The sequence below is a fragment of the Brachybacterium sp. GU-2 genome (assembly GCF_030866705.2).
Lineage (GTDB): Bacteria > Actinomycetota > Actinomycetes > Actinomycetales > Dermabacteraceae > Brachybacterium > Brachybacterium conglomeratum.
Genome location: NZ_CP133037.2, coordinates 1,084,566 through 1,109,317, shown reverse-complemented (window position 1 = coordinate 1,109,317; position 24,752 = coordinate 1,084,566). Strand labels below are relative to the sequence as shown.

The 24,752-nt window shown below is 71.0% G+C and carries 26 protein-coding genes and 1 pseudogene; 13 read left to right on the top strand and 14 right to left on the bottom strand.

The window, feature by feature from the left end; all coding sequences use genetic code 11:
• Positions 1–77 precede the first annotated feature (77 nt).
• Both grcA2 and pflA read left to right on the top strand, forming a co-directional pair.
• Entirely contained in the window at positions 78–329 is a 252-nt protein-coding gene (grcA2, locus tag RBL05_RS05130) for an autonomous glycyl radical cofactor GrcA2 (RefSeq protein WP_308740394.1), read from the top strand.
• 76 nt (positions 330–405) lie between these two features.
• Positions 406–1,257, top strand: a complete 852-nt coding sequence (pflA, locus tag RBL05_RS05125; RefSeq protein ID WP_318604134.1) for a pyruvate formate-lyase-activating protein — start codon at positions 406–408, stop codon at positions 1,255–1,257.
• Positions 1,258–1,317: 60 nt separating this feature from the next.
• Here the strand turns inward: pflA and RBL05_RS05120 are convergent, their stop codons facing one another.
• Positions 1,318–2,265, bottom strand: a complete 948-nt coding sequence (locus RBL05_RS05120; RefSeq protein ID WP_263311937.1) for a hypothetical protein — start codon at positions 2,263–2,265, stop codon at positions 1,318–1,320.
• A 33-nt stretch (positions 2,266–2,298) separates the two neighbouring features.
• Positions 2,299–3,282, bottom strand: a complete 984-nt coding sequence (gene dapD / locus RBL05_RS05115; protein WP_308740395.1) for a 2,3,4,5-tetrahydropyridine-2,6-dicarboxylate N-succinyltransferase — start codon at positions 3,280–3,282, stop codon at positions 2,299–2,301.
• A gap of 259 nt (positions 3,283–3,541) precedes the next feature.
• On the opposite strand from dapD, the gene RBL05_RS05110 reads away from it, so the two are divergent.
• Complete coding sequence (locus RBL05_RS05110) at positions 3,542–3,787, top strand: hypothetical protein (RefSeq protein ID WP_308740396.1); 246 nt, start codon at positions 3,542–3,544, stop codon at positions 3,785–3,787.
• A gap of 34 nt (positions 3,788–3,821) precedes the next feature.
• Here the strand turns inward: RBL05_RS05110 and RBL05_RS05105 are convergent, their stop codons facing one another.
• Entirely contained in the window at positions 3,822–4,718 is an 897-nt protein-coding gene (locus tag RBL05_RS05105) for a hypothetical protein (protein ID WP_308740397.1), read from the bottom strand.
• Positions 4,719–4,850: 132 nt separating this feature from the next.
• Here RBL05_RS05105 and RBL05_RS05100 point away from each other — a divergent pair, with 132 nt between their 5' ends.
• The 5 genes from RBL05_RS05100 (at position 4,851) to RBL05_RS05080 (ending at position 8,945) form a co-directional block, all read left to right on the top strand.
• Positions 4,851–6,542, top strand: a complete 1,692-nt coding sequence (locus RBL05_RS05100) for an FAD/NAD(P)-binding protein (protein WP_318604133.1) — start codon at positions 4,851–4,853, stop codon at positions 6,540–6,542.
• A 30-nt stretch (positions 6,543–6,572) separates the two neighbouring features.
• Complete coding sequence (dapE, locus tag RBL05_RS05095; protein ID WP_308740398.1) at positions 6,573–7,679, top strand: succinyl-diaminopimelate desuccinylase; 1,107 nt, start codon at positions 6,573–6,575, stop codon at positions 7,677–7,679.
• Between the two features lie 46 nt (positions 7,680–7,725).
• Positions 7,726–8,529: a TIGR00730 family Rossman fold protein gene (locus RBL05_RS05090; protein ID WP_308740399.1), complete on the top strand. Its 804-nt coding sequence runs from the start codon at positions 7,726–7,728 to the stop codon at positions 8,527–8,529.
• Positions 8,526–8,699 carry a hypothetical protein gene (locus RBL05_RS05085; RefSeq protein ID WP_318604132.1) on the top strand — a complete coding sequence of 58 codons (174 nt, stop codon included), beginning with the start codon at positions 8,526–8,528 and terminating at the stop codon, positions 8,697–8,699. The genes RBL05_RS05090 and RBL05_RS05085 overlap by 4 nt, the downstream gene beginning before the upstream one ends.
• A gap of 78 nt (positions 8,700–8,777) precedes the next feature.
• Positions 8,778–8,945, top strand: coding sequence for a DUF3117 domain-containing protein (locus tag RBL05_RS05080; RefSeq protein WP_010551467.1), 168 nt, complete (start codon positions 8,778–8,780; stop codon positions 8,943–8,945).
• A 72-nt stretch (positions 8,946–9,017) separates the two neighbouring features.
• Here the strand turns inward: RBL05_RS05080 and RBL05_RS05075 are convergent, their stop codons facing one another.
• Complete coding sequence (locus RBL05_RS05075) at positions 9,018–9,680, bottom strand: O-methyltransferase (protein ID WP_308740400.1); 663 nt, start codon at positions 9,678–9,680, stop codon at positions 9,018–9,020.
• A gap of 143 nt (positions 9,681–9,823) precedes the next feature.
• Here RBL05_RS05075 and RBL05_RS05070 point away from each other — a divergent pair, with 143 nt between their 5' ends.
• The gene (locus RBL05_RS05070) at positions 9,824–10,237 is read left to right on the top strand and encodes a twin-arginine translocase TatA/TatE family subunit (RefSeq protein WP_062949350.1); all 414 of its coding nucleotides are present in this window, start codon (positions 9,824–9,826) and stop codon (positions 10,235–10,237) included.
• A 27-nt stretch (positions 10,238–10,264) separates the two neighbouring features.
• Here RBL05_RS05070 and RBL05_RS05065 read toward each other — a convergent pair whose 3' ends face one another.
• Genes RBL05_RS05065 through RBL05_RS05050 form a run of 4 tightly spaced genes read right to left on the bottom strand, consistent with a single transcriptional unit; the run spans position 10,265 to position 14,908 of the window.
• Positions 10,265–11,434 carry a P-loop NTPase gene (locus RBL05_RS05065; RefSeq protein ID WP_318604131.1) on the bottom strand — a complete coding sequence of 390 codons (1,170 nt, stop codon included), beginning with the start codon at positions 11,432–11,434 and terminating at the stop codon, positions 10,265–10,267.
• A complete protein-coding gene (locus tag RBL05_RS05060; protein WP_263311946.1) occupies positions 11,431–12,033 on the bottom strand; it encodes a DUF1003 domain-containing protein in 603 nt (200 codons plus the stop codon). The genes RBL05_RS05065 and RBL05_RS05060 overlap by 4 nt, the downstream gene beginning before the upstream one ends.
• Positions 12,034–12,035: 2 nt before the next feature.
• Complete coding sequence (locus RBL05_RS05055) at positions 12,036–13,367, bottom strand: magnesium transporter MgtE N-terminal domain-containing protein (protein ID WP_318604130.1); 1,332 nt, start codon at positions 13,365–13,367, stop codon at positions 12,036–12,038.
• Entirely contained in the window at positions 13,364–14,908 is a 1,545-nt protein-coding gene (locus RBL05_RS05050; protein WP_412523781.1) for an aminopeptidase P family protein, read from the bottom strand. The genes RBL05_RS05055 and RBL05_RS05050 overlap by 4 nt, the downstream gene beginning before the upstream one ends.
• 37 nt (positions 14,909–14,945) lie before the next feature.
• Between RBL05_RS05050 and RBL05_RS05045 the strand changes: the two genes are divergently transcribed.
• Positions 14,946–15,830, top strand: coding sequence for a PHP domain-containing protein (locus RBL05_RS05045; RefSeq protein WP_308740403.1), 885 nt, complete (start codon positions 14,946–14,948; stop codon positions 15,828–15,830).
• Positions 15,831–15,974: 144 nt separating this feature from the next.
• Here the strand turns inward: RBL05_RS05045 and RBL05_RS05040 are convergent, their stop codons facing one another.
• Complete coding sequence (locus RBL05_RS05040) at positions 15,975–17,771, bottom strand: DEAD/DEAH box helicase (RefSeq protein ID WP_308740404.1); 1,797 nt, start codon at positions 17,769–17,771, stop codon at positions 15,975–15,977.
• Positions 17,772–18,120: 349 nt separating this feature from the next.
• Here RBL05_RS05040 and RBL05_RS05035 point away from each other — a divergent pair, with 349 nt between their 5' ends.
• The gene (locus tag RBL05_RS05035) at positions 18,121–18,426 is read left to right on the top strand and encodes a hypothetical protein (RefSeq protein ID WP_318604129.1); all 306 of its coding nucleotides are present in this window, start codon (positions 18,121–18,123) and stop codon (positions 18,424–18,426) included.
• 16 nt (positions 18,427–18,442) lie between these two features.
• Here the strand turns inward: RBL05_RS05035 and RBL05_RS05030 are convergent, their stop codons facing one another.
• The 4 genes and pseudogenes from RBL05_RS05030 to RBL05_RS05015 form a co-directional block, all read right to left on the bottom strand.
• Entirely contained in the window at positions 18,443–18,892 is a 450-nt protein-coding gene (locus RBL05_RS05030; RefSeq protein WP_308740406.1) for a DoxX family membrane protein, read from the bottom strand.
• Entirely contained in the window at positions 18,873–19,337 is a 465-nt protein-coding gene (locus RBL05_RS05025; protein ID WP_308741124.1) for a glutathione peroxidase, read from the bottom strand. Before RBL05_RS05025 ends, RBL05_RS05030 begins: the two co-directional genes overlap by 20 nt.
• 15 nt (positions 19,338–19,352) lie before the next feature.
• A pseudogene (locus RBL05_RS05020) lies at positions 19,353–19,835 on the bottom strand (IS3 family transposase); the annotation flags it as partial.
• A gap of 43 nt (positions 19,836–19,878) precedes the next feature.
• Complete coding sequence (locus tag RBL05_RS05015; protein ID WP_308740407.1) at positions 19,879–20,607, bottom strand: DedA family protein; 729 nt, start codon at positions 20,605–20,607, stop codon at positions 19,879–19,881.
• A gap of 133 nt (positions 20,608–20,740) precedes the next feature.
• Between RBL05_RS05015 and RBL05_RS05010 the strand changes: the two genes are divergently transcribed.
• Positions 20,741–22,066, top strand: a complete 1,326-nt coding sequence (locus RBL05_RS05010) for an ISL3 family transposase (protein WP_308740408.1) — start codon at positions 20,741–20,743, stop codon at positions 22,064–22,066.
• On the opposite strand, the gene RBL05_RS05005 is transcribed toward RBL05_RS05010, so the two are convergent.
• Positions 22,046–22,753 (bottom strand): transposase, encoded by a 708-nt coding sequence (locus RBL05_RS05005; RefSeq protein WP_308740409.1) that lies wholly within the window; start codon positions 22,751–22,753, stop codon positions 22,046–22,048. The two genes, RBL05_RS05010 and RBL05_RS05005, sit on opposite strands and share 21 nt — an antisense overlap.
• A gap of 497 nt (positions 22,754–23,250) precedes the next feature.
• Here RBL05_RS05005 and RBL05_RS05000 point away from each other — a divergent pair, with 497 nt between their 5' ends.
• On the top strand, positions 23,251–24,426 hold the full coding sequence (locus RBL05_RS05000; RefSeq protein WP_308740410.1) for a hypothetical protein: 1,176 nt from the start codon (positions 23,251–23,253) through the stop codon (positions 24,424–24,426).
• Positions 24,427–24,752: the final 326 nt, after the last annotated feature.

Sequence of the window (24,752 nt, the reverse complement as noted above, 5' to 3'; positions counted from 1 at the left end):
CCGGCCGGCACCCGGCGGCGCCGCCGGACCAGCCCCTCCACCCCCGAACCTGCACCGCACACCCCGAGGAGACCCCCATGACCACCCCCACCTTCGACCAGCGCCTCGCCTCCATGAAGGCGAGCCGGGCCGCGAACAACGCCGAGGCCGGCCTGTTCCACGCCAACATCAACGTGCTGAACAGGGACACCCTCGTCGACGCGATGGAGAACCCGGAGGACTACCCGAACCTCACCGTGCGCGTCTCCGGCTACGCGGTGAACTTCGTCAAGCTCACCCGCGAGCAGCAGCTGGACGTCCTGGACCGCACCTTCCACCAGGGCGCCTGAGCGGCGCGCGGGCGCAGCCGGCGCACAGAGCACACAGAACAGACAGAGCACAGCGAGCACGGGGACGAGAGCGCAGATGACGCAGAGCATCGACCTGCTGGGCCGGCCCGCCCGGAACCGGCGAACCGGCGCGGGGATCGACGGGATGGCCGAGGCGGAGCTGGACCGCAGCGGCCGCCTCGCCGCGATCCGGGAGGGCCGCCTCGCCTCTGTCCACTCCTGGGAGCTGGTCACCGCGGTCGACGGCCCCGGCACCCGGCTGACGATCTTCTTCGCGGGCTGCCCGCTGCGCTGCGTCTACTGCCACAACCCCGACACCATGGAGATGCGGCGCGGCCAGGACGTCGAGCTCGAGGAGATCGAACGGCTCCTGCGCCGCTACCGCCGCGTGTTCCGCGCGACCGGCGGCGGGATCACCCTCTCCGGCGGCGAGGTGCTCATGCAGCCCGCCTTCGCCCGCAACGTGCTGCGCGCCGCGAAGGCGCTCGGCATCCACACCGCGATCGACACCTCCGGGTATCTCGGCGCGGTCGCGAAGGACGAGCTCCTCGCCGACGTCGACCTCGTGCTGCTGGATGTCAAGAGCGGCGACGAGCCGAGCTACAAGCGCCTCACCGGCCGGGAGCTGCAGCCCACGATCGACTTCGGCGACCGCCTCGCCCGCGCCGGCACCGCGATCTGGATCCGCTTCGTGGTCGTGCCGGAATGGACCGACGCGGCGGAGAACGTCGAGAAGGTCGCGGACATCGTCGAGCGCTGGCAGGACGTGGTCGAGCGCGTCGAGGTGCTGCCCTTCCACAACATGGGCCAGGACAAGTGGGACGCGCTCGGGATGGAATACCGGCTGCGGGACGCGCTGCCGCCGTCCACGGAGGTCGTCGAGCGGGTGCGCGAGCAGTTCCGCGCCCGTGGCCTCACTGTGCACTGAGCCCGAGCGAGCCTCGGACCGGGGCGAGCGCTCAGTCCGCCGGATCCCGATCCGCGGCGCTCAGCGGCCGCTGACCAGCACGACCACCCGCTCGGGATCGCCGCCCTCGGCGCTGCCCCAGGCCCCGGCCTCCTCGCCGTGGGCGGTGCGGTCCCAGACCCGGCCGCGATAGCTGACCTGCACCACCCCGTCGTCGGCCGCACGGGCGACGGCCCAGTTCGCGAGCGACCAGCCCAGCGTTTCGTCGCCGCCCGGGTCGAGCACGAGCGCCGTCGCGCCGGCGCCCTCGGGCACCTGCGGGGCGGCCCCGGCGGCTGAGTCCAGCGACGATGTGACCCGCCCGGACTCCGTCGCGCGGGGGAACTGCCGCGCGAGCTCGCCGCGCAGCTGCTCCGGGGAGGCGGTCGCACCGACCTCGTCCAGGGTGCACAGCAGGTTCGCGCCGGACTGGCCGGTGAGGGCCGAGGCGTACAGCCGACCCTCGGTCTCGTGGTCGCGATACGCCTCGGGATGCCCGGAGCGCTGGACCTGCTGGGCGATGTCGTTGATGTCGGCGCTGGTGTAGTCGGGGTAGGTCTCGAGCACGTCGAAGAAGGCGTTGGAGGCGTAGACCGGGTCCATGATCTGCTCCTCCGTGCCCCAGCCCTGCGAGGGCCGCTGCTGGAACAGGCCCAGCGAGTCCCGGTCGCCGTAGTCGATGTTCTGCAGCTGCGACTCCTGGTACGCGGTCGCCAGCGCGATCGACGCCGCCCGCGGCGGCATGCCCCGATCCACCGCCGTCGCGCTGATCAGCGCCGCGTTCGCGACCCGATCGGTGGTGTAACGGTGGCTGGTGCCGAGCCCCGAGGCGACGCAGGTGCCCTCGTGGGCGGGGGAGCCGTAGCGCTCCAGGGCGAGATAGCTGCCGCCAGCGATCCCGCCGAAGACCAGCACCATGACCAGAGGGACCGCGAGGTGACGGCCGACGCGGCCGCGTGCGCGGCCGCGCGCACGGGAGCCTGCTGCCACCCTCGCGGTCCTCCGTCCCTCAGATGCTTCGTCTCAGTTGCTGTGCAGGGCGGCGTTGAGCTCGACGGTCTGGCCCGCGCGGGCCACCGCCTGCACCGCACCGGTCAGCGAGTTGCGGCGGAAGAGCAGGTTCGGCACCCCGGAGAGCTCCCGCGCCTTCACCACGTGCGGGCCCTGGGCCTCGGCGCCGGGCTCGCCGAGCAGCTCGACCTTCGTGCCGGCGGTGACGTACAGCCCCGCCTCGACCACGCAGTCGTCCCCGAGGGCGATGCCGATCCCGGCCTCGGCGCCGACGAGGGAGCGCCGACCGATGCTGACGCGCTCGGTGCCGCCGCCGGAGAGGGTGCCCATGGTGGAGGCGCCGCCGCCCACGTCGGAGCCGTCCCCGACCACGACGCCCTGGGAGATGCGGCCCTCGATCATCGAGGCGCCGAGGGTGCCGGCGTTGAAGTTCACGAAGCCCTCGTGCATCACGGTGGTGCCCTCGGCGAGGTGCGCGCCGAGCCGCACGCGATCCGCGTCGCCGATCCGCACGCCGGTGGGCAGCACGTAGTCGACCATGCGCGGGAACTTGTCGAGGCTGAGCACGGTGGGGGTGCGGCCCGCGGCGATCAGGCGCAGGCGCGTCTCCTCGAAGCCGGCGACCGCGCAGGGCCCTTCGGTGGTCCACACGACGTTGGTGAGGGTGCCGAAGAGCCCCTCGAGGTTCTGCTCGTTCGGGCGGACCAGGCGGTGGGAGAGGAGGTGGAGGCGCAGGTAGGCGTCGGCGGCATCGGTCGGGGCGGCCGTCAGGTCGATCGCGCGGACCACGACCTCCTGGGTGGTGCTCCGCACCTCGTCGGTCTGCGCAGCGGAGACCAGCTGCGCGTGGAGGGGATGGCCGGCGGGGTCAGCAGGAGCCTCGCCGAGCTGCGGCGAGGGGTACCATGCATCGAGGACGGAACCGTCGGCCCCGAGTGTCGTGAGCGCGATGCCCCAGGCGGCGGTGACGGTGGACTCGGATGTCGAGGATGTCATGGTCCGAGTCTACGAATCCTGACCCAGCAGGGGAGCATGCGCCCGTCCGGGCGCGGCGAAGAGCACACCGCGGGGCACCAGACGCCCCGAGCGGGAGGGACCGCGATGTCCGGGGGAGCGGTGAGCGAATGACCCTCGTCGGGGTGCTGTTGCCCGTGGCGCCCTCGATGGTGTGGATCGGGCTGTGCTACACGGCGATCGGGATCGGCCTGCCCGCCTTCAACGCCTCCGGGCAGGGGTCTTCACCCACATCACGCCGGTGGCGATGCAGGGCCGGATCAGCTCGCTGATGCGCCTGGTGTCCCTCGGCGTGATGACCTTCGCGCCAGCGCTCGCCGGCTGGGGCCTCGAGATCGCCGGCAGCACGACCACGCTGCTGCTCTTCGCGGCGGTGCTCGCGCTCGGCGTGGTGATCGGTCTGCTCGCCCGCGACCTGCGTCGCCTGCCCGTCTCCTCCCGCTGGGAGCGCCACGCCCGGGAGAGGGGCTACTCCGTCCCGGAATGAGGGGACGAGGTGGCCTCCCCGACCGCACCACGGCTCACACCGCCGGCGGCTCCTCGTCCAGAGGCGCCGGTCCGATCCATTCGCTCGCCCGCACCCGTCGCGCCCTCCGCTCTCGGCGCCGCCCGCCGAGGTACACCGCCGCGGTCGCGGCGACCAGGGCGATGACCCCGCCGATCAGCAGCGCCGGTGCCTGCTCGGTCGCGACGATCTCGGCGCGCAGCATGAGCGAGAGCAGCAGCACCGCGGCGCCGGCGACGATCGCGAGGATGCCCGCCCCGAGCAAGAGCGCCGGGCCGAGGGATCCGAGGATCACCGGCCCCGCGGACTCGCCCTGCAGCGGCCGGCGCAGCGGCAGCCCGCGCCCCAGCTGGTCGGGACGGGTGACCGCCCAATCCAGCAGCGTCCGGTCCCGGCGGCGCGTCGCGACCGCGCCGACGACCGCGGCGAGCACGAGGCACAGCAGCATCCCGCCGAGCAGCGGGCCCGCCTCCGCGGCCAGGTGCCCGGGAAGATCCGCGGCGTCCAGGCTCCGCAGCACGGTGAGCACCACGCAGACGAGCGCGCCGAGCAGCAGCGCCCCCTCGAGGAGCCGCAGCGGGAGCTGCCTGGCCGCCCGCTCCGCCTCGGCCGCGGCGCCGACCTCGTCCGCGACCGGGTCCGCGCCCTCCTCGAGCACCACGCGGCGCTCGTCGGCCAGGCGCTCGGCGAACTCCTCGACCGAGCCCGGGGCGCGCAGGGAGGGCGCATAGCGCTCGCGCTGGGCGGCGCTGAGCCAGGCGGTGAGCACCAGCGCATCGGCGGCGGCGCGCTCGCGCGGCAGCAGATCGGCGTTGACCACGGCGCGCAGCCGCGCGGCCTGCCCGAAGAGGACCCCGGTGAAGGGTCCGGAGCTCGTGCGCGGCGGAAGGTGTCTCGGCGACGTCGATGACATGGAGACATGGTCCCAGACGGCGCGCACGGACCGAAGGCTCCGCGCCGCGTCGCATACTGGGGGGATGACCCACGCCGCCGACCCCGTCCGCACCGTCGTCGTCATCGGGGCGGGTCCCGGGGCACCGCGATCGTGGAACGGCTGGTCGCGGCATCGACCACCGAGGCGTGGCAGGGGCCGCTGACCGTGCACCTCGTGGACCCGCAGGTGGGGCGCGGCGGGGCCGTGTGGCGCCATGACCAGCCCGAGGTGCTGCTCATGAACACCACCACCTGCCAGACCACCCTGTACCCGGACGAGTCCTGCCATCCGCTGCTGCCCGTCCCGCACCGCGAGAGCCTCGCCGACCACCTGGCAGGGGAGGGGCTCGGCCCCTCCGACTTCGCCTCCCGCGCCGCGCACGGCCGCTATCTCGCGCACGTGCTCGAGACCGCGCTCGCCGACGCGGACCCCGAACGGCTGCGGATCGTGCTGCACCCCGCCGAGGCCGTGGACGTCACCGGCCCGCCCGACGGACCCCAGCGGATCCGCCTCTCGGACGGACGGGTGCTGCGCGCCGACGCGGTCGCGCTCGCGCTCGGCCACCTGCCCACCGCGCTCGGCCCCCGCTCCCAGCAGCTCGCCGACGCCGCCGAGCGGCACGGACTGGTCCACCTCGGCCCCGCCAACCCGCTCGAGGTCGACTACGCCGCCCTGCTCGGCCGCGAGGCGGTCGCCGTGCAGGGGATGGGCCTGAACTTCTACGACGCGATCGGGATGCTCACCACCGCCGCCGGCGGACGCTTCGAGGAGGCCCCGGAGACGGAGGCGGGGCTGCGCTACGTGCCCGGCGGCGCCGAGCCCGTGCTCGTGATCGGCTCCCGCTCCGGAATGGTCTACCGCCCCAAGCCCGACCTGCCGCAGGAGCAGCTGAGCCCCTACCCGCTGCAGGTCCTCACCAGCGAGCGCGTCCTCGAGCTCGCGGTGCGCTCGGCCGGCGTGGACCACGAGGGGGAGGTGATGCCGCTGATGCTCGCCGAGCTGCGCCGTGCCCTGCGCGGGGCCGGGCACGTCGAGCTCGCGAGCGACGAGGCGCTGATCCGCCTGCTGTTCCCCTTCGGCCGCCGCGGCGGGGACAGCGACGACGCCCACCGTCGCACCCGCGAGGTGCTCGCCTCCGCGCTCGCCGCTGCGACCGCGCCCGATCCCGCCTGGGTGCTGATCCACCGAGTGCTCATCGCGCTGCGGATGCAGGTCAATCGCCTCATCGACCTCGGCGCGTACACCACCGAGTCGGTGCGCCGCGACATCGACGGCCACCTCCGCAACGCCTTCGCCTCCTGGGCCTCGGGCCCTCCCGTGCTGCGCGCCCGGCAGGTGCTCGCGCTCGAGGCGGCGGGGCTGGTGCGCTTCACCGGCCCGCGCATGCACCTGGACATCGACGAGGAGGCGGGACGCTTCGCGGTGCGCGGCGGGGACGGGTCCGTGACCCTGTGCGACGGGGTGCTCGAGGCGCACCTGCCGCCCGTGGACCTGCCGGCCTACCGCTCCGCCCTGCTCGGCGCCTGGCGCGAGCGCGGCGAGGCGCAGAAGGACCACTGGGCCTCCCGAGGCTCCCGCCGCCGCATGCTCACCGGCTCCATCGCGGTCGACGGGCTCTACGCCCCGATCGGCACCGACGACACCGTCTACGAGCGGCGCCTGCTCGTGGGAGTCCCCGTCTCCACCGCCCAGCCGGGCTCCGCGATCACCGCCGAGCCGGGCACCTCACCGCAGCTGCTGCGCCATGCCGAGGCGGTCGCGGTGCGCCTCGCCCGCGCCGGGGGAGCGCTCGCCGCGGAATGAGCCGGCACCAGGCGTGGCACGATGTCGCACATGAGCACGCGCCCCGCCCCCGCCCTGGACCCGTCGGCCGACATCGTCGACCTCACCGCCGCGATCGTCGACATCGAGTCGGTCTCCGGGAATGAGAAGGCGCTCGCCGACGCCGTCGAGCAGGCGCTGGCCGCGCACGCCCCGCACCTCGAGGTGCTGCGCGACGGGGACACCGTCATCGCCCGCACCCATCACGGCCGGGACCGGCGCGTGCTGCTGGCCGGTCATCTCGACACCGTCCCGGTCGCCGCGAACCTCCCCTCCTCGAGGCGTCTCCGCAAGGGCCGCGAGGAGCTCGTCGGCCGCGGCAGCTGCGACATGAAGGGCGGGGTCGCGGTGATGCTGAAGCTCGCCGTCGAGGCGGCCGATGCGCCGATGGACCTCACCTGGCTGTTCTACGACCACGAGGAGGTCGCCGCGGCCGACAACTCCCTCACCCGCCTCGCCGCCGAGCACCCCGAACTCCTCGAGGCCGACTTCGCGATCCTCGGGGAGCCCACCTCCGCCGGGGTCGAGGGCGGGTGCAAGGGCACCATGAAGCTCGAGGTCACCGCCCGCGGCGTCGCCGCGCACTCCGCCCGCGACTGGGTGGGCGAGAACGCGATCCACCACCTCGCCCCGGTGCTCGAGCGGCTCGCTGCCTATGAGGCGCGCCGCGCGGTGATCGACGGGCTCGAGTACCGCGAGTGCCTCAACGCCGTCGTGATCACCGGCGGGATCGCCGGGAACGTCATCCCCGACCGGGCGAGCGCCACCCTGAACTACCGCTTCGCCCCGGACACCAGTGTCGAGCAGGCCGAGGCGCACGTGCGCGAGGTCCTCGCGGGCCTGGACCTCGAGATCGAGGTGACCGACGCGGCGCCCGGCGCGCTGCCGGGCCTGGACACCGCCGCCGCCCGCGACTTCCTCGCCGCGCTCGGGGGAGAGGTCCCCCTGGCCGCGAAGCAGGGCTGGACCGACGTCTCCCGCTTCTCGGCCCTCGGCACCCCGGCGGTGAACTTCGGACCCGGTGACCCGCTGCTGGCCCATACCGACGACGAGCACGTCCCGGTCGACGACCTCACCCGCGCGCTCGAGGGACTGCGGCGATACCTGCTCGGGGCCTGAGCCCGGCGGTCCGACGCTCGGGAGCCCGGGCCGTTACGATCGCGGCATGACACCGGAGGAACGAGAGCACCACCGCAAGGGCCCCGTCACGCTGCGCGGCGCCCAGCGGCCCGACCGCACCACCGACCAGCGTCTGCTCGAGGAGTCCGCCTCGGGCGCCTGGGTGCACTCCGATCCGTGGCGGGTGCTGCGGATCCAGTCGGAGTTCGTCGAGGGCTTCGGGGCGCTGTCCGAGCTGGGCCCGGCGATCTCGATCTTCGGCTCCGCCCGCCTCGGTGAGGACCACCCCGATTACGAGTGCGCACGCCGGATCGGCGCGGGCATCGCCGAGCGCGGCTACGCCGTGATCACCGGCGGCGGCCCCGGCATCATGGAGGCCGGCAACCGCGGCGCTCAGGAGGCGGGCGGCGTCTCCGTCGGCCTCGGCATCGAGCTCCCGCACGAGCAGGGGCTGAACCCCTACGTCGACCTCGGCGTCGACTTCCGCTACTTCTTCGCGCGCAAGACCATGTTCGTGAAGTACTCCAGCGGCTTCGTGGTGATGCCCGGCGGCTTCGGCACCTTCGACGAGCTGTTCGAGGCGCTGTGCCTCATGCAGACCCACAAGATCGACCTCTTCCCGGTGATCCTGGTGGGCCGCGACTACTGGCAGGGACTGCTGGACTGGGTGGGCTCGGCGGTCGTGGACCGCGGGATGATCAGCCTGGCCGACCTGGACCTCGTGCGCGTGGTGGACACCGCCGAGGAGGCGCTGGCCGCGCTCGGCGAGGCGATCCGCGGCGGCGACGAAGCTCCGGCGGCGGAGCAGGCCCGCACTGCCGCGGAGGACGAGGTCGTGGACGCCTCGTGACCGCCGTCGGCCCGATCGTGCTGCTCCTGCTGCTGGTGGCGGTCGTCGTGGCGGTGCTCATGGTGGGGTTGGCGATGGGCCGTCTCGGCGACGGGATCGGCCTGCCGGAGCGGCCCCGTCGGACGACTCGTCGGACGTGGCGTGCGAGCACTCCCGAAGACCTGAGATAATGGCCACCGTACGCGCGCTGCCAGAGGCCCCGTCCGGGGGAGCGACTCAGGGGCAGCGACACATCTAGGAGGCACGCCATGGCTGCTATGAAGCCGCGCACCGGTGACGGTCCGCTCGAGGTCGTGGAGGAGGGGCGCAGCATCATCATGCGGGTCCCGCTCGAGGGGGGCGGCCGTCTGGTCGTCGAGATCGCCGCATCGGAAGCCGTGGAGCTGCGGGACGCCCTGGAGGGCGTGATCAAGTAAGCAGCTCGCCGCCGGCATCGGCCCCGCACCCGCTGGACGGGTGCGGGGCCGGTGCTGTCCGGGCGCCGGCTCTCAGCCCCGGCGGGGGCGGTGCACCGCGGCGAGCACGCCGTCGCCGCTGCCGGTGAGCGCGGGGATGAGGTCCTCCGCCTCGGAGACCGCGCGGAGCAGGCCCCGCACCGCCCGGGTGGTGGCATCGCGCGCGGCCGGGTCCGCGACCCGGTCGTGGAAGAGGGCGTGGGGGATGACCAGCACGCCGCCCGGGCGCAGCAGGCGCCGGGCGTGCTCGAGCAGCTCCTCCGCGTGCGGGGCGTGGGCGGGGAAGGCGACCAGGTCGTAGGCGTGATCGGTGAGCCGTCCGACGACGTCGCGCGGCTGACCGGCGATGGTCCGCACCCGCGGCGTGCGGATCCGCGCCTCGGCGAACGCCTCGCGCGCCGCGCGCTGGTTCTCGACCTCGGGGTCGATCGTGGTGAGCACCCCGTCGGGGTGCATCCCGGCGAGCAGGTACAGGGAGCCGACGCCGCTGCCGGTGCCGATCTCGACCGCGGAGCGGGCCTGCACCGCCGCGGCGAGCAGCCGCATCAGCGCGCCCGCTCCCGGCAGCACGGGCGGCGCGCCGAGCTCGTTGCCGCGCTCGCGGGCGCGGGCCAGGACGCCGTCGTCGGCGAAGAGGTCCGCCTCGTCGACGAACTCCTCGCCGTGGGCCCAGGAGGCCACCTTTCCCGACGACATCTCCGCTTCCTCTCGCCGCATGCCTGTGAACGGGCCGATCCTACGACAGCCGCGCGGGCGACGCGCAGTCCGTGCGCCGTTCCCAGGGGGCGCGATGCAATAATGGGCCCGCAGCAGCGGACCTCGAGACGTATAGGTGGACAATGGGCGGCACCGGCTTCATGGGCCTCGGCGGGTGGGAGATCGTCGTCCTGCTCATCGTGTTCCTCGTGATCGTGGGCCCGCAGCGCCTGCCCGAGGTCACCCGTTCGCTGGTCCAGTGGGTGCGCAAGGCGCGCCGCTGGGTCGACGACTCCCGCTCGACGGTCGAGGACGAGATGGGCATCGCCATCGAGGACCTCAAGAAGTACGACCCGCGCCAGTACGATCCGCGCCGCATCATCCGCGAGGCCTGGGGCGACACCGACATCGAGGAGCTGCTGCCCAGCAAGGAGGCCATGTCCGTGGCAGGCGGCGCGGCCGCGGCGGGCGCCGCGAAGAGCGCGAAGAAGCGCTCGGGCTCGGCCGCCAAGGACGAGGGCCCCAAGCGCGCCCCCTTCGACGACGAGGCCACCTGAGCCGAACGGCTCAGCGCCGCGCGACCGTCAGTGCCGCGCGACCGACAGCGGCAGCTTCATCCCGCCCAGGCCCCGCGGGGACCGCGTCAGCGAGCGCGCCACGGCCGTGAGCGCCTGCGCGGTGGGGGAGTCGGGATCGGAGACGACCAGCGGTACGCCCCGGTCCGCGCCCTCGCGCAGCGCCGGGTCCAGGCCCACGCGGCCCAGCACCGGCACCTGCTCGCCGACGGCGTCGGCGAGCGTCGCGGCGACCCGGTCGCCGCCGCCGCTGCCGAAGACGTCCATCACGGAGCCGTCGGGCAGGGTCAGGCCCGCCATGTTCTCCACGACCCCGGCGATCTTCTGCTCGGTGGAGGCGGCGAGGGAGCCGACCCGCTCGGCGACGGAGGCGGCGGACTGCTGGGGCGTGGTCACCACGACCATCTTCGCGCCGGGCAGCAGCTGCGCGACCGAGATCGCGACGTCGCCGGTGCCGGGCGGGAGGTCCAGCAGGAGCACGTCGAGGTCGCCCCAGAACACGTCGGAGGCGAACTGCTCGATCGCGCGGTGCATCTTCGGGCCGCGCCACACCACGGCCTGCCCCTCGGGCACGAACATGCCGATGCTCATCACGGCCACGCCGTGCCCCACCGGCGGCATGAGCAGGTCGGAGACCTTCGTGGGCTGCTCGGTGATCCCGAACATGCCCGGCATCGAGAAGCCGTGGATGTCCGCGTCGATCACGCCGACGCGCAGCCCGTCGGCCGCCATCGCGGCGGCGAGGTTCGCGGTGACGGTGGACTTGCCCACCCCGCCCTTGCCGGAGGAGATCGCATAGATGCGGGTGAGGGAGCCGGGCTGGTTGAAGGGGATCTGGCGGCGACCCTGGCGCAGGCGGGCGGTGAGCTCGCGGCGCTGCTCCTCGGTCATCGCGGAGGTGGTCACCTCGACGCGGGACAGGCCCGGCACGGTCGCGGTCGCCTCGGCGGTCTCGCGCTCGATCCGGTCCCGCATGGGGCAGCCCTCGATCGTGACGAGCACGTGCACGCGGGCGATGCCCTCGGCGTCCACGTCCACGGAACCGACCATGCCGAGCTCGGTGATGGGGCGATGGATCTCGGGGTCGATCACCCCGCTCAGCGCCTCATGGATGCGCTCCACGCGCTCGTCGCCGGGGGCCTCGGTCGCGCCCTGGGCGGGCGTCTCCGGTGTGGTCACTGGGGGTCCTGCTCCTTCCCGGTGCGGCGCTCGAGCGCCGCCTCGACCTCCTCGCGCAGGATCGCGCGGAGGCTCTGGTCGTCCAGCGCGGGCGCCTCGGGGCGGTCCGTCTCCGGCCCGGCCTCCTCGAGCTCCTGGAGGAGGTCGCGCAGCTCGCCGCGCACGAAGTCGCGCGTGGCGACGTCGTTGAGCGCGAGGCGCAGCGAGGCGATCTCGCGCGTGATGAAGTCGGTGGTGGCGTGGTTGCGCTCGTTGGACTGGCGGTCCTGCTCGGCCTGGACGCGGTCGCGGTCGTCCTGCCGGTTCTGCGCGAGCAGCAGCAGCGGAGCGGCGTAGGAGGCCTGCAGCGAGAGGATCAGGGTGAGCAGGGTGAAGTTCAGGGCGCGCGGGTCGAACTGCGCGGACTCCGGGGCGAGCGAGTTCCAGGTCAGCCACACCGCGCAGAAAAGGGTCATGCCCACCAGGAAGGCGGGAGTGCCCATCATGCGCGCGAAGCCCTCCGCAGCGCGTCCGAAGGCGTCGCCGCGCAGCGGGTTGCGCAGGCGGCCGCGACGCCGGGGCGCCGGGTCGTCGAGAGGGTCGACGTTCTTCTCCGCCATCCTCAGCCCTCCTCACCGCTGTCGCGCGCGGTGGCCCGCGCGATCTCGGACAGGTCGATCTGCCCGGTCGTCGCGGGGGGCTCGTCGTCCTGCTCGCGCCAGTCGTCGGGCAGCACGTGGTCGAGCACGTCGTCGACGGTGACCGCGCCGAGCAGGCGTCCGTCGTCGTCGACCACCGGGATGGAGACGAGGTTGTAGGTCGCCATCTCACGGGTCACGGTCGACAGCGGCACCGTCGGGGAGACGGCGACCCGGTCCTGGTCGATGATCTCGCCGACGGGACGGTCGGGCCGCTCCCGCAGCAGCTGCTGGAAGTGCACGATCCCGAGCAGGCGGCCGGTCGGGGTCTCGAGCGGGGAGCGGCACACGTGCACGGTCGAGGCGAGCGCGGCGTGGATCGCCTCGCGGCTGATCATCGCCAGGCAGTGCGCCACCGGGGTCTCGGGCGAGACGATCAGCGGCTCGGTCGTCATCATGCCGCCGGCGGTGTACTCGTCGTACGCCATCAGGCGGCGCACGTCCTCCGCCTCCTCGGGCTCCATCAGGTTCAGCAGCTGGGAGGCGACCTCATCGGGCAGCTCCTGGACGAGGTCCGCCGCGTCGTCGGGATCCATCACGTCCAGCACGTCGGCGGCGCGCTTGGCGTCCAGGCCAGTGACGACCTCGACGCGGATGTCCTCAGGCAGCTCCTCGAGCACGTCGGCGAGCCGCTCGTCGGCCAGCTCCCCGGCCAGCTCTATCCGGCGCTTGGTCTCCAGCTCCTGGATGATCTCGGCGAGGTCGGCGGGGTTGAGGTCCTGGTAGGAGGCGGCGAGCAGGTGGGCGGACTGCTCCGCCTGCGTGCCGAACAGGCCCGTCACCTCGCGCACGTCGACGGTGAGCGTCTCGCCCCGCGAGACCAGCCGGCCCAGCGACCCGCCCGCACGGCGCCGGCGCACATGCAGGCGCGAGATCGACCAGTCGCGGTGGCGATCCTGGTCCAGGGCGATGTCCAGCACGGTCGCCTCGCCGGAACCGTCGGAGAGGGTCACCACCCGGTCCAGCAGGTCCCCGAGCACCAGCAGCTCCCCGGTGCGCTTCTCGAAGCGGCGCACGTTCAGCACCCCGGTCGAGATCACCTGGCCGGGGGAGATGGAGGTGACCCGGGTGATCGGCAGGAACACGCGCCGCTTCGCCGCGACCTCGACCACGAACCCGACGGCGCGGGCGCTGCTGCGGGTCTGCGGCACCACCACCACGTCGCGGACCGTCGCCACCGCGTCCCCGATCGGGTCGAAGACGGAGGTGCCGACGAGCCTCGCCGCGTAGAAGCGGGACGGCGCGGAGGTGCTCACGAGCGCAGCTCGGCGATCCAGGCCTCGACGTCCTCGGCACGTCGGGGCGCTCCGGCGGAGAGGTTCTCGACCCCGTCCTGGGTGACGAGGACGTCGTCCTCGATGCGCACGCCGATCCCGCGCAGCTCCTCGGGGACCAGCAGGTCGTTCTCCTTGAAGTACAGGCCCGGCTCGATCGTGAAGACCATCCCGGGCACCAGCTCCGCGTCGAGGTACATCTCGCGGCGGGCCTGGGCGCAGTCGTGCACATCCATGCCGAGGTGGTGACTGGTGCCGTGCGGCATCCAGCGCCGGTGCCACTGACCCTCGGGGGCGAGGGACTCCTCGGCGGTGCCGGGCAGCAGGCCCCACTCCTCGAGGCGGGCGGCGAGGACCTTCATCGCGGCGGTGTGCAGCTCGCGGAAGCGCAGCCCGGGGCGCGCGACCGCGAACGCTGCATCAGAGGCCTCGAGCACCGCGTCGTAGACCTTGCGCTGCACGGGCGAGAAGGTGCCCGAGACGGGGAGGGTGCGGGTGACGTCAGCGGTGTAGAGCGAGTCGATCTCGACACCCGCGTCGACGAGCACCAGCTCATCGGGCCGCACGGCGCCGTCGTTGCGGGTCCAATGGAGGGTGCAAGCGTGGTCGCCGGCCGCGGCGATCGTGTCGTAGCCGACGCCGTTGCCGTCGGCGCGGGCGGTCGCCGCGAAGACGCCCTCGATGACCCGCTCGCCGCGAGGATGGCCGACGGCCTGGGGGAGGTTGCGGATGACGTCCTCGAAGCCGCGCAGCGTCGCCCCGACGGCCAGACGCATCTGGCGCACCTCGTACTCGTCCTTGACCAGCCGGGCCTCGCTGGCCGCCTCGCGCAGGGCGGCGTTCTCGGCGGCGGCCTCCTCCCCGCCGGGCAGACCGTTCTGGGAGCGGATCTCCTGGACCATCGCCTCGATCGACGCGTCGACCTCGGGCACGACCGACAGCGACAGCTGGGCGCCGACGTCCTTGGCGAGGTGGTCGCGCAGCTCGTCGATGTGGCGCACCTCGATCCCGAGCCGCTGGGAGGCCTCGGTGAGGGTGGGGCGGCGGCCCACCCACATCTCGCCGTAGCGGGAGTCGGCGTAGAACTCGTTGGAGTCGAAGCCGGCGCGGGGCCGGAAGAAGTAGGTCGCGACCGAGACCGTCGGGTCCTCCGCCGACGGCTCGACGACGAGCACGCTGTCGGGCTCCTCGTCGGTGCCCAGCCCCGAGTAGTACGCGAAAGCGGTGTCGGGGCGGAAGGGGTAGTCGGTGTCGTTCGAGCGCACCTTCAGCACACCGGCGGGCAGCACCAGCCGCGTCCTCGGCAGGCGACGCACCAGCGCGTCACGACGCTCCGGCGTGAAGTCCGCGGACTCGCGCCGCTCGGCGTCCGGCACCGTCTCGTCCCAGCCGGAGGCGATGAACTCGCGGAACGCCGCGCTGTCGGGGCGCTGCGAGCGGGAGTCACCGCGCGAGGCGAGGTCCTTCATACGGTCTTCGCTGGAGGTGGCGTCGGTGCTGGTGTCGCTGTTCTCGGTGCTCACCCCACGATGTTCTCACGCCTCGGTCTACCCTGGGCGCATGAGTGAGCGGTCCTACTCCGGCGCGAGGCAGCGCATCGATCTCCACGGGCACAGCACGTGCTCGGACGGGACGACGTCGGTGCCGGACCTCTTCGCGCAGGCCCAGGCGGTCGGGCTGGACGTGCTGGCCCTGACCGACCACGACACCGTCGAGGGCTGGCCGCAGCTGCCCGCCGCGGTCGCCGCCACCGGTGTCGCGGCCGTACCAGGGATCGAGGTCTCCTCCGAGCACGGGCACCGCAGCGTGCACCTGCTGGCCCTGCTGGTGGACCCCTCCGAGGGCACGGCCCTGGCCGCCGAGATGGCGGAGGCGCGCTCCTCCCGCATCGAGCGGGCCCGGCGGATGGTCGAGCTGATCGGCCGCGACCACCCCGTCACCTGGGACGACGTCCTCGCTCAGGTGGCGGGGGAGGAGACGGTGATCGGCCGACCCCACATCGCCGACGCCCTCGTCGCGGCCGGTGTGGTGCCCGACCGGTCGGCGGCGTTCGCGGAGATCCTGCGCGGCTCCGGCCCGTACTACGTGCCCTACTACGCGCCCTCCCCGCTCGAGGCGGTCGCCGCGATCCGGGAGGCCGGCGGCGTCTCCGTGATCGCACATCCCGGCTCGGTCACCCGCGACGACGACCTGCCGGTCGAGCTGCTCGAGGAGCTCGTGGAGGCAGGGCTCGACGGCGTGGAGGTGCACCACCGCGAGCACGACGACGCGGAGCGGGAGCGGCTGCTGCGCTTCGCCGAACGGCACGACCTGCTGGTCACCGGCGGCAGCGACTTCCACGGCACCGGCAAGCCGAACCTGCTCGCGGAGAACCTCACCGACCCGGCGGTGCTCGCCGAGATCGAGCGTCGCGCGACGAGCGGGACTCGCGTCATCAGGCCCTGAGCGGGCGCGGGCACCGCGGCGACGGCCCGGGCCGCTCGGTGCCTTCCCGCGTGGCCCACGCGGCTCGGACATGACGCGCACTGCAACGCCGACGGGCTCCGACACGATCGATCGTGTCGGAGCCCGTCGGTCAGGTCGGAAGGCTCAGCTCTCGGAGCCGCCGCCGTTCGAGGAGCCGCTGTTCGACGACCCGCCGCGGCTGCGACCGCGACCACCGCGCGAGCGACGACGACGGTTCGAGGGACCGCCGGCGGACTCGGACGAGCCGCCCTTGTCCTCAGGACCGGTCGACGAGGACTCGGCACCGGTGCTCTGCTCGGCGACGACCTCGCCGTTCACGCGGCGGGTGCGGGAGCGCGAGCGGGTGCGGCGGGGCTTCTCGCCGTCCTGCTCGCCACGAGTGCGGCCGCCGCTCTCGGCGTCGGCCGTCTGCTCGCGGGACTCCTCGTCCCGACTGCGGCGCTCGCCCCGGGAGCGGCCCTCGCCGCGACCACGGCCCTCGCCACGGCCGCCGTCGCGACCACCACGTCCGCCGCGACCGGAGTCACGTCCGCCGCGTCCGCCCTCGCGCGGGGCGCGACCGGCCGAGTCGGGACCGCCGAGGTCCTCGATCTCCTCCGCGTCCAGGCCCTTGCGGGTGCGCTTGTCCTTCGGCAGGTTGCCCTTGGCGTCGGTGGGGATGTCGAGATCGGTGAAGAGATGGTCGGAGGTCGAGTAGGTCTCCACCGCCTCGGTCGACTCCAGCCCCAGCTGACGGGCGATGAGAGTCCAGCGCGCCAGGTCCTCCCAGTCCACGAAGGTGATCGCGGTGCCCTTCTTCCCCGCGCGGCCGGTGCGGCCGGTGCGGTGGAGGTAGGTCTTGTCGTCGTCGGGGCAGTTCCAGTTCACGACGTGGGTGACGTCGGTGACGTCGATGCCGCGCGCGGCGACGTCGGTCGCGACCAGGACGTCGATCTTGCCGTTGCGGAAGGCGCGCAGCGCCTGCTCGCGGGCTCCCTGGCCGAGGTCGCCGTGCAGCGGAGCGGCGGCGAAGCCGCGGTCGGCGAGGTCGCCGGCCACGCGGTCGGCCTGGCGCTTGGTGCGCATGAAGATGATCGACAGGCCACGGCCGCGGGCCTGCAGCACGCGGGCCATCACCTCGATCTTGTCGAGCTGATGGACGCGGTAGACGACCTGCTTGATGTCCGCCTTGGTGCGGGACTCGTCGCCGGGGTCGTGGGCGCGGATGTGGGTGGGCTGCTTCATGAACCGCCGTGCCAGCGCCATGATCGGTCCCGGCATCGTGGCGGAGAACAGCATCGTCTGACGGTTGCTGGGGACCGCCTGGAGCAGCTTCTCGATGTCCTCGAGGAAGCCGAGGTCGAGCATCTCGTCGGCCTCGTCGAGCACCGCGGTGCGCACCTGGGAAAGGTCCAGGTGCTTCTGGCGCATCAGGTCGATGAGGCGGCCCGGCGTGCCGACGACCACCTCGACGCCCTTCTCGAGCGCCTCGATCTGCGGCTCGTAGGCGCGGCCGCCGTAGACGGTGAGGATGCGGATAGGACGCTTCGCCGAGGCGGTCTCGAGGTCGTGGGCGACCTGCACCGCGAGCTCGCGGGTGGGCAGCACCACGAGGGCCTGCGGCTTCCCGATCGGGCGGTCGTCCGGGTTCGGCTCGCCGGGGGCGACGGAGCTCTGCAGCAGCGGGATGCCGAAGCCGAGGGTCTTGCCGGTGCCGGTCTTGGCCTGGCCGATGATGTCGCGGCCGCGGAGCGCGACCGGGAGGGTCAGCGCCTGGATCGGGAAGGGCGTGGTGATGCCCTTGGCCGCGAGGGCCTCGACGATGTCGGCGCGGACGTCGAAGTCGGCGAAGGTCTGCTGCGGGTCGGTGGTGCCGGAGCTCTGCTCGACGGCGGGGGAGGCCGACACGGCCTCATCGGTGTGCGGGATCGTTTCAGGCACCGTTCAACTCTCTGGTCATGGATGTGCACGGCCATGGTAGCCCTCGGGCCCGAACCGAGGTCCGGAAGGTGACGAACGGGTCGAACCGCCCACACCGGCCGCTCGGGAAGGGCCTTTGGCAGTCCCGGACGGGAGTGAGGAATCGTGATCGTTCCGTGACCGAGGTATCTGTGCGGTAGCTGATCGTTGACTGCATGATGTGCTGGCTCTCCGGCGTCGGAGGGGTGGAGCAGCGTGGGTGCTGCGAGTGGGCGACGAGTTCCTCCGTTGGAGATCCCTGTGTTCGGTCGGTGGTACCGCCGTGCCCTGGTGAGTGCGTGGTGCGTGGCAGGAGTTCGACACCACGCTGGTGGAGCAGGAGGACGGCTCGATCGCGCCGGCCGCGGTGCCGGACGGGGTGGTGCTGGCCGGGGAGGTCGAGGGGTCGAGCGCGGAGCCGGCGCCGGTTGCGGAAGTCGGCGCGGGCGAGGACGCGTCGGTGGCGGTGGCGTGGGAGGACTCGCTGCCCGCCCCGGTGCTGGAGGGGTCGGCGGCGACCTATGCGGGGGCGTGGCCGGGGATCGATCTGGTGGTCCACGCGACGCGGGACTGCATCATCCGCTCACTGCTCGACACCGGCGGATTCCGACCCCTTCGACACCCTCAAATGCGATGAGCCCGAAAAGCCGCGCTCATACGCTCTGCTCAGGCGAAGGGTGACGGACTGGCCTGCGCCCTCGGGTAGACCACAGCGCGCCGACGATGAGGGGAATCTGGAACGGAAGACGAAGCAGCCTCTTCCTATCCGTGTCGAGGCCGAAGCCGTCACGTTTGTTCCGCCACTGCGCCACATTGCCCGGGAAGACTGCTACGAAGAAGGCTGCGACCACACCGCCAACCACGCGCTGCCGTCGTCCACTGAGAAGGGCCGCGCCGAGTGCGATTTCAGTGACGCCGGAAGCAAGGACGGTCGCGTCTTCGCTGACCGGGACCCAGGACGGCACCTGTGCGCGGAACTCTTCACGAGCGGATGTCAGGTGGGTAACACCGGCGTAGGTAAGGGCTGAGCCAAGCAGCAAACGTACCGCTGTGCGGGCCCGGCCGCAGTGCACGGGGTGGGCGTCACTCATGTGCGTGTTCATCGGCTGTCCATTCTTCGATAGCGGCGAGGATTTCGGGAGAATATGGGGTGGTGCGTGGTCGGAAACGCTTGACGCGGCCGTCGGGATGGACAAGGAACTTTTCAAAGTTCCACGTCACCTTGCCTGACTTACCGTTGGCGTCCGCGAGGGTCGTGAGCTGCTTGTACAGAGGGTGCGCGTTCCTCCCGTTGACCCGAACCTTCTCGGCCATCGAGAACGTCACTCCCCACGTCGCCGAGCAGTAGTCGGCGATCGCCTCCGACGAGCCTAGCTCCTGCAGGAACTGGTTGCTCGGGAAGCCGATCACCGTGAACCTTCGATCGCGGTAGCGACGTTCTAGATCCTCGAGCTGCTCGTACTGCGGAGCGAGTCCGCATCGGGAGGCGACGTTGACCACTAGTGCGACCCCGCCTCCCGAGAGCTCACGGGACTGCCGCACGATCAGGTGACAGTTGGGGTGTCAGGCCGCGAGGCCCACGGCGGGGTTCATTATGGTCTCGTATTCGATGGGCGTCAATCGGCCCAGGCGGGCCTGTCGACGACGCCGGTGGTAGGTCCTCTCGATCCAGGTGATGATCGCGATCCGGAGCTCTTCTCGAGCCCGCCACCGCCTGCGGTCCAGGACGTTCTTTTGCAGCAGCGCGAAGAAAGACTCCATCGCGCCGTTGTCCCCGGCAGCGCCGACTTTCCCCATCGATCCGATGAGGTGGTGACGGTTCAGGGCGTGGACGAATTTCCGTGACCGGAACTGGGACCCGCGGTCCGAGTGCACGATGCAGCCGGCGGCATCGCGACGACTCGATACCGCGTTGTCCAGGGCGTTCACCGCAAGGCGGGCCTTCATCCGGTCGCTGATCGAGTAGCCGACGATCCGGCCGGAGAACACGTCCTTGATCGCGCAGAGGTAGAGCTTGCCCTCATCGGTCCAGTGCTCCGTAATATGGCCCTTCAGAGTTGAGTGTGGGTGGCGGGGAGGCAGCGTGGGGCTAGCCGGCTCCGCGGCTGACCTCGCTACGACGCTTCCGAGCGGCCGATCCCGCCATGTACCCGGCGACCGCGAGGATCCCCACCGTCACGTAGAGCGCGTACTTGTCCACCAGCAGCACGAGGTCCACGGCGGTCTTGCCCATTGCATGACCCAGACCTACGACGATGCCGGTAATGAGCGCTGCGCCGAGGATGTCGAACAGCAGGAAGATCCGCAAGTGCATCCCGGATAGCCCAGCGAACAGGTGGACCAGGAGCTTGGGGATGCCGGGCAAGAAGGCGAGGACTACGAGCAGGCAGACCACCCAGCCAGGTACCTTCTCCATGCGTGCGGCGAACTTTGTAGCGTAGCGGCCTGGCGTGAAGAAGCTGACCGCCTTGGGGCCCCAAGTTCGCCCGGCCATCCAGAACAGCCAATCCAGGTTGATCATGCCGAAGATCCCTGCGAACACGACGAGCCACAGGTTTGCCTCGCCGATACGCGCGAACGCGGCGCCCGCGGCAATGGTCGGCAGGCCACCGGTCAGCGCGCTGAGTCCGACGGGGTGGTCGGCGATCAGCAGTGGACGCAGAGGGAAGGACCCCAGGACGAGCAAACCACTAGTCACGATGCACGCTATGAGGATCTTGTCGGTCCGCGTCATCGGCGAGCTCCACGGGACGATTTCCCGCAGAGCCTGGCTTCGAGAGCTCTCGGCCTGGGCGAGGACATGGTTCTCCCTGGTCATGTCTCTCCTCTCAGGGCGGCGTGGCTCTCGAAGGTCAAGGGGGCTGTTCAGAGTTGAAGGTAGGCGCGGCTAGGCGTAGAGGTTCTCGATGATGAGCGGACTTCTAACCCCGCTGATTTCAAGGACCTCGACGATGCTCAACCATAGTTGCGTATGCGCTGACGCGCCCGATCGCTGCGATCGCTGTGACCTTCTTCTGGACTTCCCCGGTCTTCATCTGGTGGCCGTCTCGAAGGGCTGGGCCGGGCTGGTGCTCGAGGTGGAGTCCTGCGACCCGATGACCGGGTGCCCTGGCTGCGGTGTCATCGCCACTGGTCACGGCCGAGTGGTGACCTCGGTGATCGACGCGCCGTGGGCGGGCAGACCGGTCAGGATCCAGTGGCGCAAGCACCGCTGGATCTGCCTCGAAGACGTCTGCGAGGTGGCCACCTTCGTCGAGCAGAACCCGGAGCTCTGTGCCCCACGGGGCCTGCTCAGCACCCGCGCGATCCGCTGGGCGATCGGCCAGCTCCGGCGCGAGGGCGCGACGATCCAGGGCCTGGCCCGGCAGCTCGGCACCACCTGGAACACGCTTTGGTCCCAGGTCCAGCCAGTCCTGACAATGGCTGCGAACGACCCAGTCCGCTTCGAGAACGTGCAGGTCCTAGGAATGGACGAGCACATCTGGCACCACCGGGACCCGCGCCGGCGCGGCCCGAAGGAGCTCACCGGGATGGTCGATCTGACTCGCGAAGCGCATCCGACTGCCAGGCTCCTGGACCTGGTCCCGGGCCGATCCGGTAAGGCATACCGCGACTGGCTGAACGAACGCGGCGAGACGTTCCGCGAGGGGATCCAGATCGCGACGCTGGACCCGTTCCAGGGTTACAAGAACGCGATCGATGACCAACTCGAGGACGCCACCTGCGTGCTGGACGCCTTCCACATCGTCAAGCTCGCCGGCGCAGCGGTCGATGACGTGCGCCGCCGGGTCCAGCAGGAGACTCTCGGGCATCGCGGCCGCAAGGGCGAGCCTCCCTACGGGATCCGTCATGTTCTCCGCGCCGGGAGGGAGCGCCTCACGCCGCGCCAGCAGATCCGTCTGGACAGCGCATTCGCTGCCCATCCCGATCACGTCGCGGTCGAAGTCGCCTACCAGTGCGCCCAGGACCTCCGCGACGTGTTCCACCAGCCCACTCCTGCCCGGGGTCGTCGACTGGCCCAGCAGCTGATCGCTGCGCTGCCGTCCTGCCCGATCCCCGAGATCGCGAGGCTCGGGAAAACCCTGCGACGATGTGAGGCCGCATTCCTGGCCTACTTCGATACCGACGGCGCGAGCAACGGCGGGACAGAAGCCGTCAAAGGGATCATAGAGCTCGGCCGCCGCATCGCCCGCGGGTTCCGCAACGTCGAGCACTACCGCCTCCGAAGGCTCCTCATCGCCGGCGGCCTCGACGCCTCACCCCACACTCAACTCTGAAGAGCCCGTAATATCGGTCAGCCACAGTTCGTTGACGTCATCGGCGGAGAAGTCGCGCTTGACCAGGTCGTCGTGGACCGGTGGTCCGGGACGCTTCCCGTTCTTGCCGCGCTTCTTGCCGAAGGCGGACCACCACTGGTTGTCCCGGCAAATCTTCCACGCGGTCCGCTCACACATCACCTCGCCGGCCTCCGCGGCCTCGTCGACCAGGAACCGGTACCCGTACTCGGGGTCGTCGACGTGGGCGTCCAGCAGGGCGTTGGCACGGTAAGCCTCGATCAGCTCGGCCTGGGTGATCTGTTGTTTCCGCCAGCGGTAGTAGGACTGACGGGAGAGCTTGAGGACCCGCAGGGACACCGCGACGGGGATGCCGTCGGGCTCACGAGCGGGTAGAGCTTTACCCGGCAGGTTCGCCTGGGAGAGGTAGGCAGCGGCGCGGCGGAGGACCTCGTTCTCCTGCTGAAGCAGCCGGATCTGCTTGCGCGCCTCACGCAGCTCGGCCGATTCCTCCCGGCTCTTGCCGGGCCAGTTGCCATCGTTGATATCGGCTTGGCGGATCCATTTGTGCAGCGTCTTCTCGTGGACGCCGAAGTCCTTCGCGGTCTGCGCGATGGTGATGCCGTCCTCGCGGGACCGGGCCACTCGCACGACATCGTCGCGGAACTCCTGGGGGTAGGGAGCGGGCATGGTGCACATCGTTCCAGGCCGCCCAGTGGGCAAGCCAGATCAGATGTGACCTATCCATGCGGCAGTCCCCGATCCCCCGGCACGGCAACGTCACCACACAGCTCCTGGTCGCCCGCTGCTTTGACGTCGTCGTGGCCTCCATGGGTTCCTTCGTCAAGATCGGCGACGTGCCAGCCAGCGTCGCCCGAAATCCCTTCGACCGACCCGTTCAAGAGGTCCGGCTCAAACTCGGCCGCTACGACACAACAGGGGCAGAAGTGCCCCGGCTTGGCCATGGGTGCTCATCACCTTCGTCGTCACGCTCCTTTTCGTCGAGCTCCTGCCGTTGGGCCCGTCCGTGGACTCCAGCTGCGTTTCGCAGGTGGGGACATGCAGAGGTCGGCGTTCCTACCGCGCGCGCGTGCACGCCGAGGCATGATGTCCTCATGGCACTCAGGAACCGGAAACGCACACCGAATCGGACTGCAACGCGGAAGCCCCGGATCCCGAAGCTACGCATGACCGTCGTCGTCCATCCAGAATCCAATATGGAGGAATATGGGTCCATAACACTAGATCGAGAATTGCAGGCTATTCGTGCCGCAATACTGTACGCCGACGAAATTGAGGTCGTCAGTCCCGCCTCCGAGATGCTGTTAAGTCTGAACGCACTCGCACAAGACAACTCAGCTTCAGCGTTCGACATCCTTCGTGCCCTTGACGCCGACACTCTCGACCGGATGACCCGCGGCAAAGGAACGGACGCGAAGGCCGTCCTCAACGCTCTACCAGTTCTGCTCGATCCGCGATTCGACTCCATCCTCGAGACCCTTGACAATGAGCAAGCGGAAGCGCTTCGCAAACTGGCCACTGGCCTCAGGGGGGTTGAGAACGATTCTTCGCAGCAGCTTCGCGACCAGATCACAACGATGATCGAAACCGCTGGCGGGCCTGAGCTGGCGGCGGCCACCAGGACCCGAGTGGTCAAGCTCAAACCACTCTTCAATACTGAAGGCAACTGGGACGAAGAAGTGCTGGCCGAGAGGTATGCGGCCGAGGTAATGAACCTCCTTGCCGATGGCTCTCGCCATATGCTTCTGGACCAAGGCACGACCCAGTTCGCGCGCGTCCTAATCAACGAGAAGAGGGTTGAGCCGTCTGCCCTGGCGCTCCCCAACGCTCTGGAGGCCCTCGTCGGCACGGGGGTAATAGCTCGACTTCCGACCTTCGGCGAGACACCAGCAGACGAACTCCTCGACCTGCGGCGCGACCTAGCGGGATCCCTCAGTAGGTACCGCCGGGCGGCGGCCTCGCTCGGAGAGAAGATGCGGGTTGGCCCGCTCGACGACGAGGTTCAGTCTGAAGTTGACCATCTCTACCGGAAGGAGATCGTGCCGACGCTAGAAGATATACGCGAGCAGCTTGCCGAGCACGGATTGGTCCGCGAGTTCGCGAGAGCGGTCGGGGCAAACATCAAGGAGATAATAGTCGGTGGCGCTGCCATGCCAGGCCTAGTCGTCGGCATACATGCGGTCACCGACCTGGCGGTGGTAGCAACGGCCGGGCTGACTCCGGGCGTCGCAGGAGCTGCAGCACTAGGAGTGCATGCGTGGCAGCAACAACGGGAGGCAGTGGCCAGCATGCGAGGCAACGACCTCTACTACCTCCACGAACTTGACCGCAGAATGGCCTGAGCGGACGGTGTCGACGACGCAATGCATCTGAATATCGGACACGGCCAGAACCAGCAGTGCAGCAGGGGCATCTTTGCGCGGCTCGCACGCCACTGCCGTATCACCTCGCTCCCACGTCTCGGCTATGCGGACTCCTATTCCGCACCGTTCGCCCCGGGGGTCGTAGGCCGTGCCGTCCGAGCAACCAGTGGACCCACGTCGCCTCGCGACCCATCGCGAGCGACAGCGTCTGCATCGGCACGCCGACGGCAACCAGCGCGGCGCTGGCCTCCGCAAGCTCTGCACCCTCGTCGCCGCCGGTCTCGCGGTGGCCCGGGACGGATCCG

Bases quoted from the DNA above. Each gene is read 5' to 3' on its own strand.
- RBL05_RS05070 (WP_062949350.1), top strand. From the start codon at position 9,824: ATGGGCGGCACCGGCTTCATGGGCCTCGGCGGGTGGGAGATCGTCGTC.
- RBL05_RS05090 (WP_308740399.1), top strand. From the start codon at position 7,726: ATGACACCGGAGGAACGAGAGCACCACCGCAAGGGCCCCGTCACGCTG.
- dapE (WP_308740398.1), top strand. From the start codon at position 6,573: ATGAGCACGCGCCCCGCCCCCGCCCTGGACCCGTCGGCCGACATCGTC.
- RBL05_RS05010 (WP_308740408.1), top strand. From the start codon at position 20,741: ATGCTCAACCATAGTTGCGTATGCGCTGACGCGCCCGATCGCTGCGAT.
- RBL05_RS05075 (WP_308740400.1), bottom strand. From the start codon at position 9,680: ATGTCGTCGGGAAAGGTGGCCTCCTGGGCCCACGGCGAGGAGTTCGTC.
- RBL05_RS05060 (WP_263311946.1), bottom strand. From the start codon at position 12,033: ATGGCGGAGAAGAACGTCGACCCTCTCGACGACCCGGCGCCCCGGCGT.
- RBL05_RS05105 (WP_308740397.1), bottom strand. From the start codon at position 4,718: ATGTCATCGACGTCGCCGAGACACCTTCCGCCGCGCACGAGCTCCGGA.
- RBL05_RS05000 (WP_308740410.1), top strand. From the start codon at position 23,251: ATGACCGTCGTCGTCCATCCAGAATCCAATATGGAGGAATATGGGTCC.
- RBL05_RS05030 (WP_308740406.1), bottom strand. From the start codon at position 18,892: ATGAACACGCACATGAGTGACGCCCACCCCGTGCACTGCGGCCGGGCC.
- RBL05_RS05005 (WP_308740409.1), bottom strand. From the start codon at position 22,753: ATGCCCGCTCCCTACCCCCAGGAGTTCCGCGACGATGTCGTGCGAGTG.
- pflA (WP_318604134.1), top strand. From the start codon at position 406: ATGACGCAGAGCATCGACCTGCTGGGCCGGCCCGCCCGGAACCGGCGA.
- grcA2 (WP_308740394.1), top strand. From the start codon at position 78: ATGACCACCCCCACCTTCGACCAGCGCCTCGCCTCCATGAAGGCGAGC.
- RBL05_RS05015 (WP_308740407.1), bottom strand. From the start codon at position 20,607: ATGACCAGGGAGAACCATGTCCTCGCCCAGGCCGAGAGCTCTCGAAGC.
- dapD (WP_308740395.1), bottom strand. From the start codon at position 3,282: ATGACATCCTCGACATCCGAGTCCACCGTCACCGCCGCCTGGGGCATC.
- RBL05_RS05080 (WP_010551467.1), top strand. From the start codon at position 8,778: ATGGCTGCTATGAAGCCGCGCACCGGTGACGGTCCGCTCGAGGTCGTG.
- RBL05_RS05045 (WP_308740403.1), top strand. From the start codon at position 14,946: ATGAGTGAGCGGTCCTACTCCGGCGCGAGGCAGCGCATCGATCTCCAC.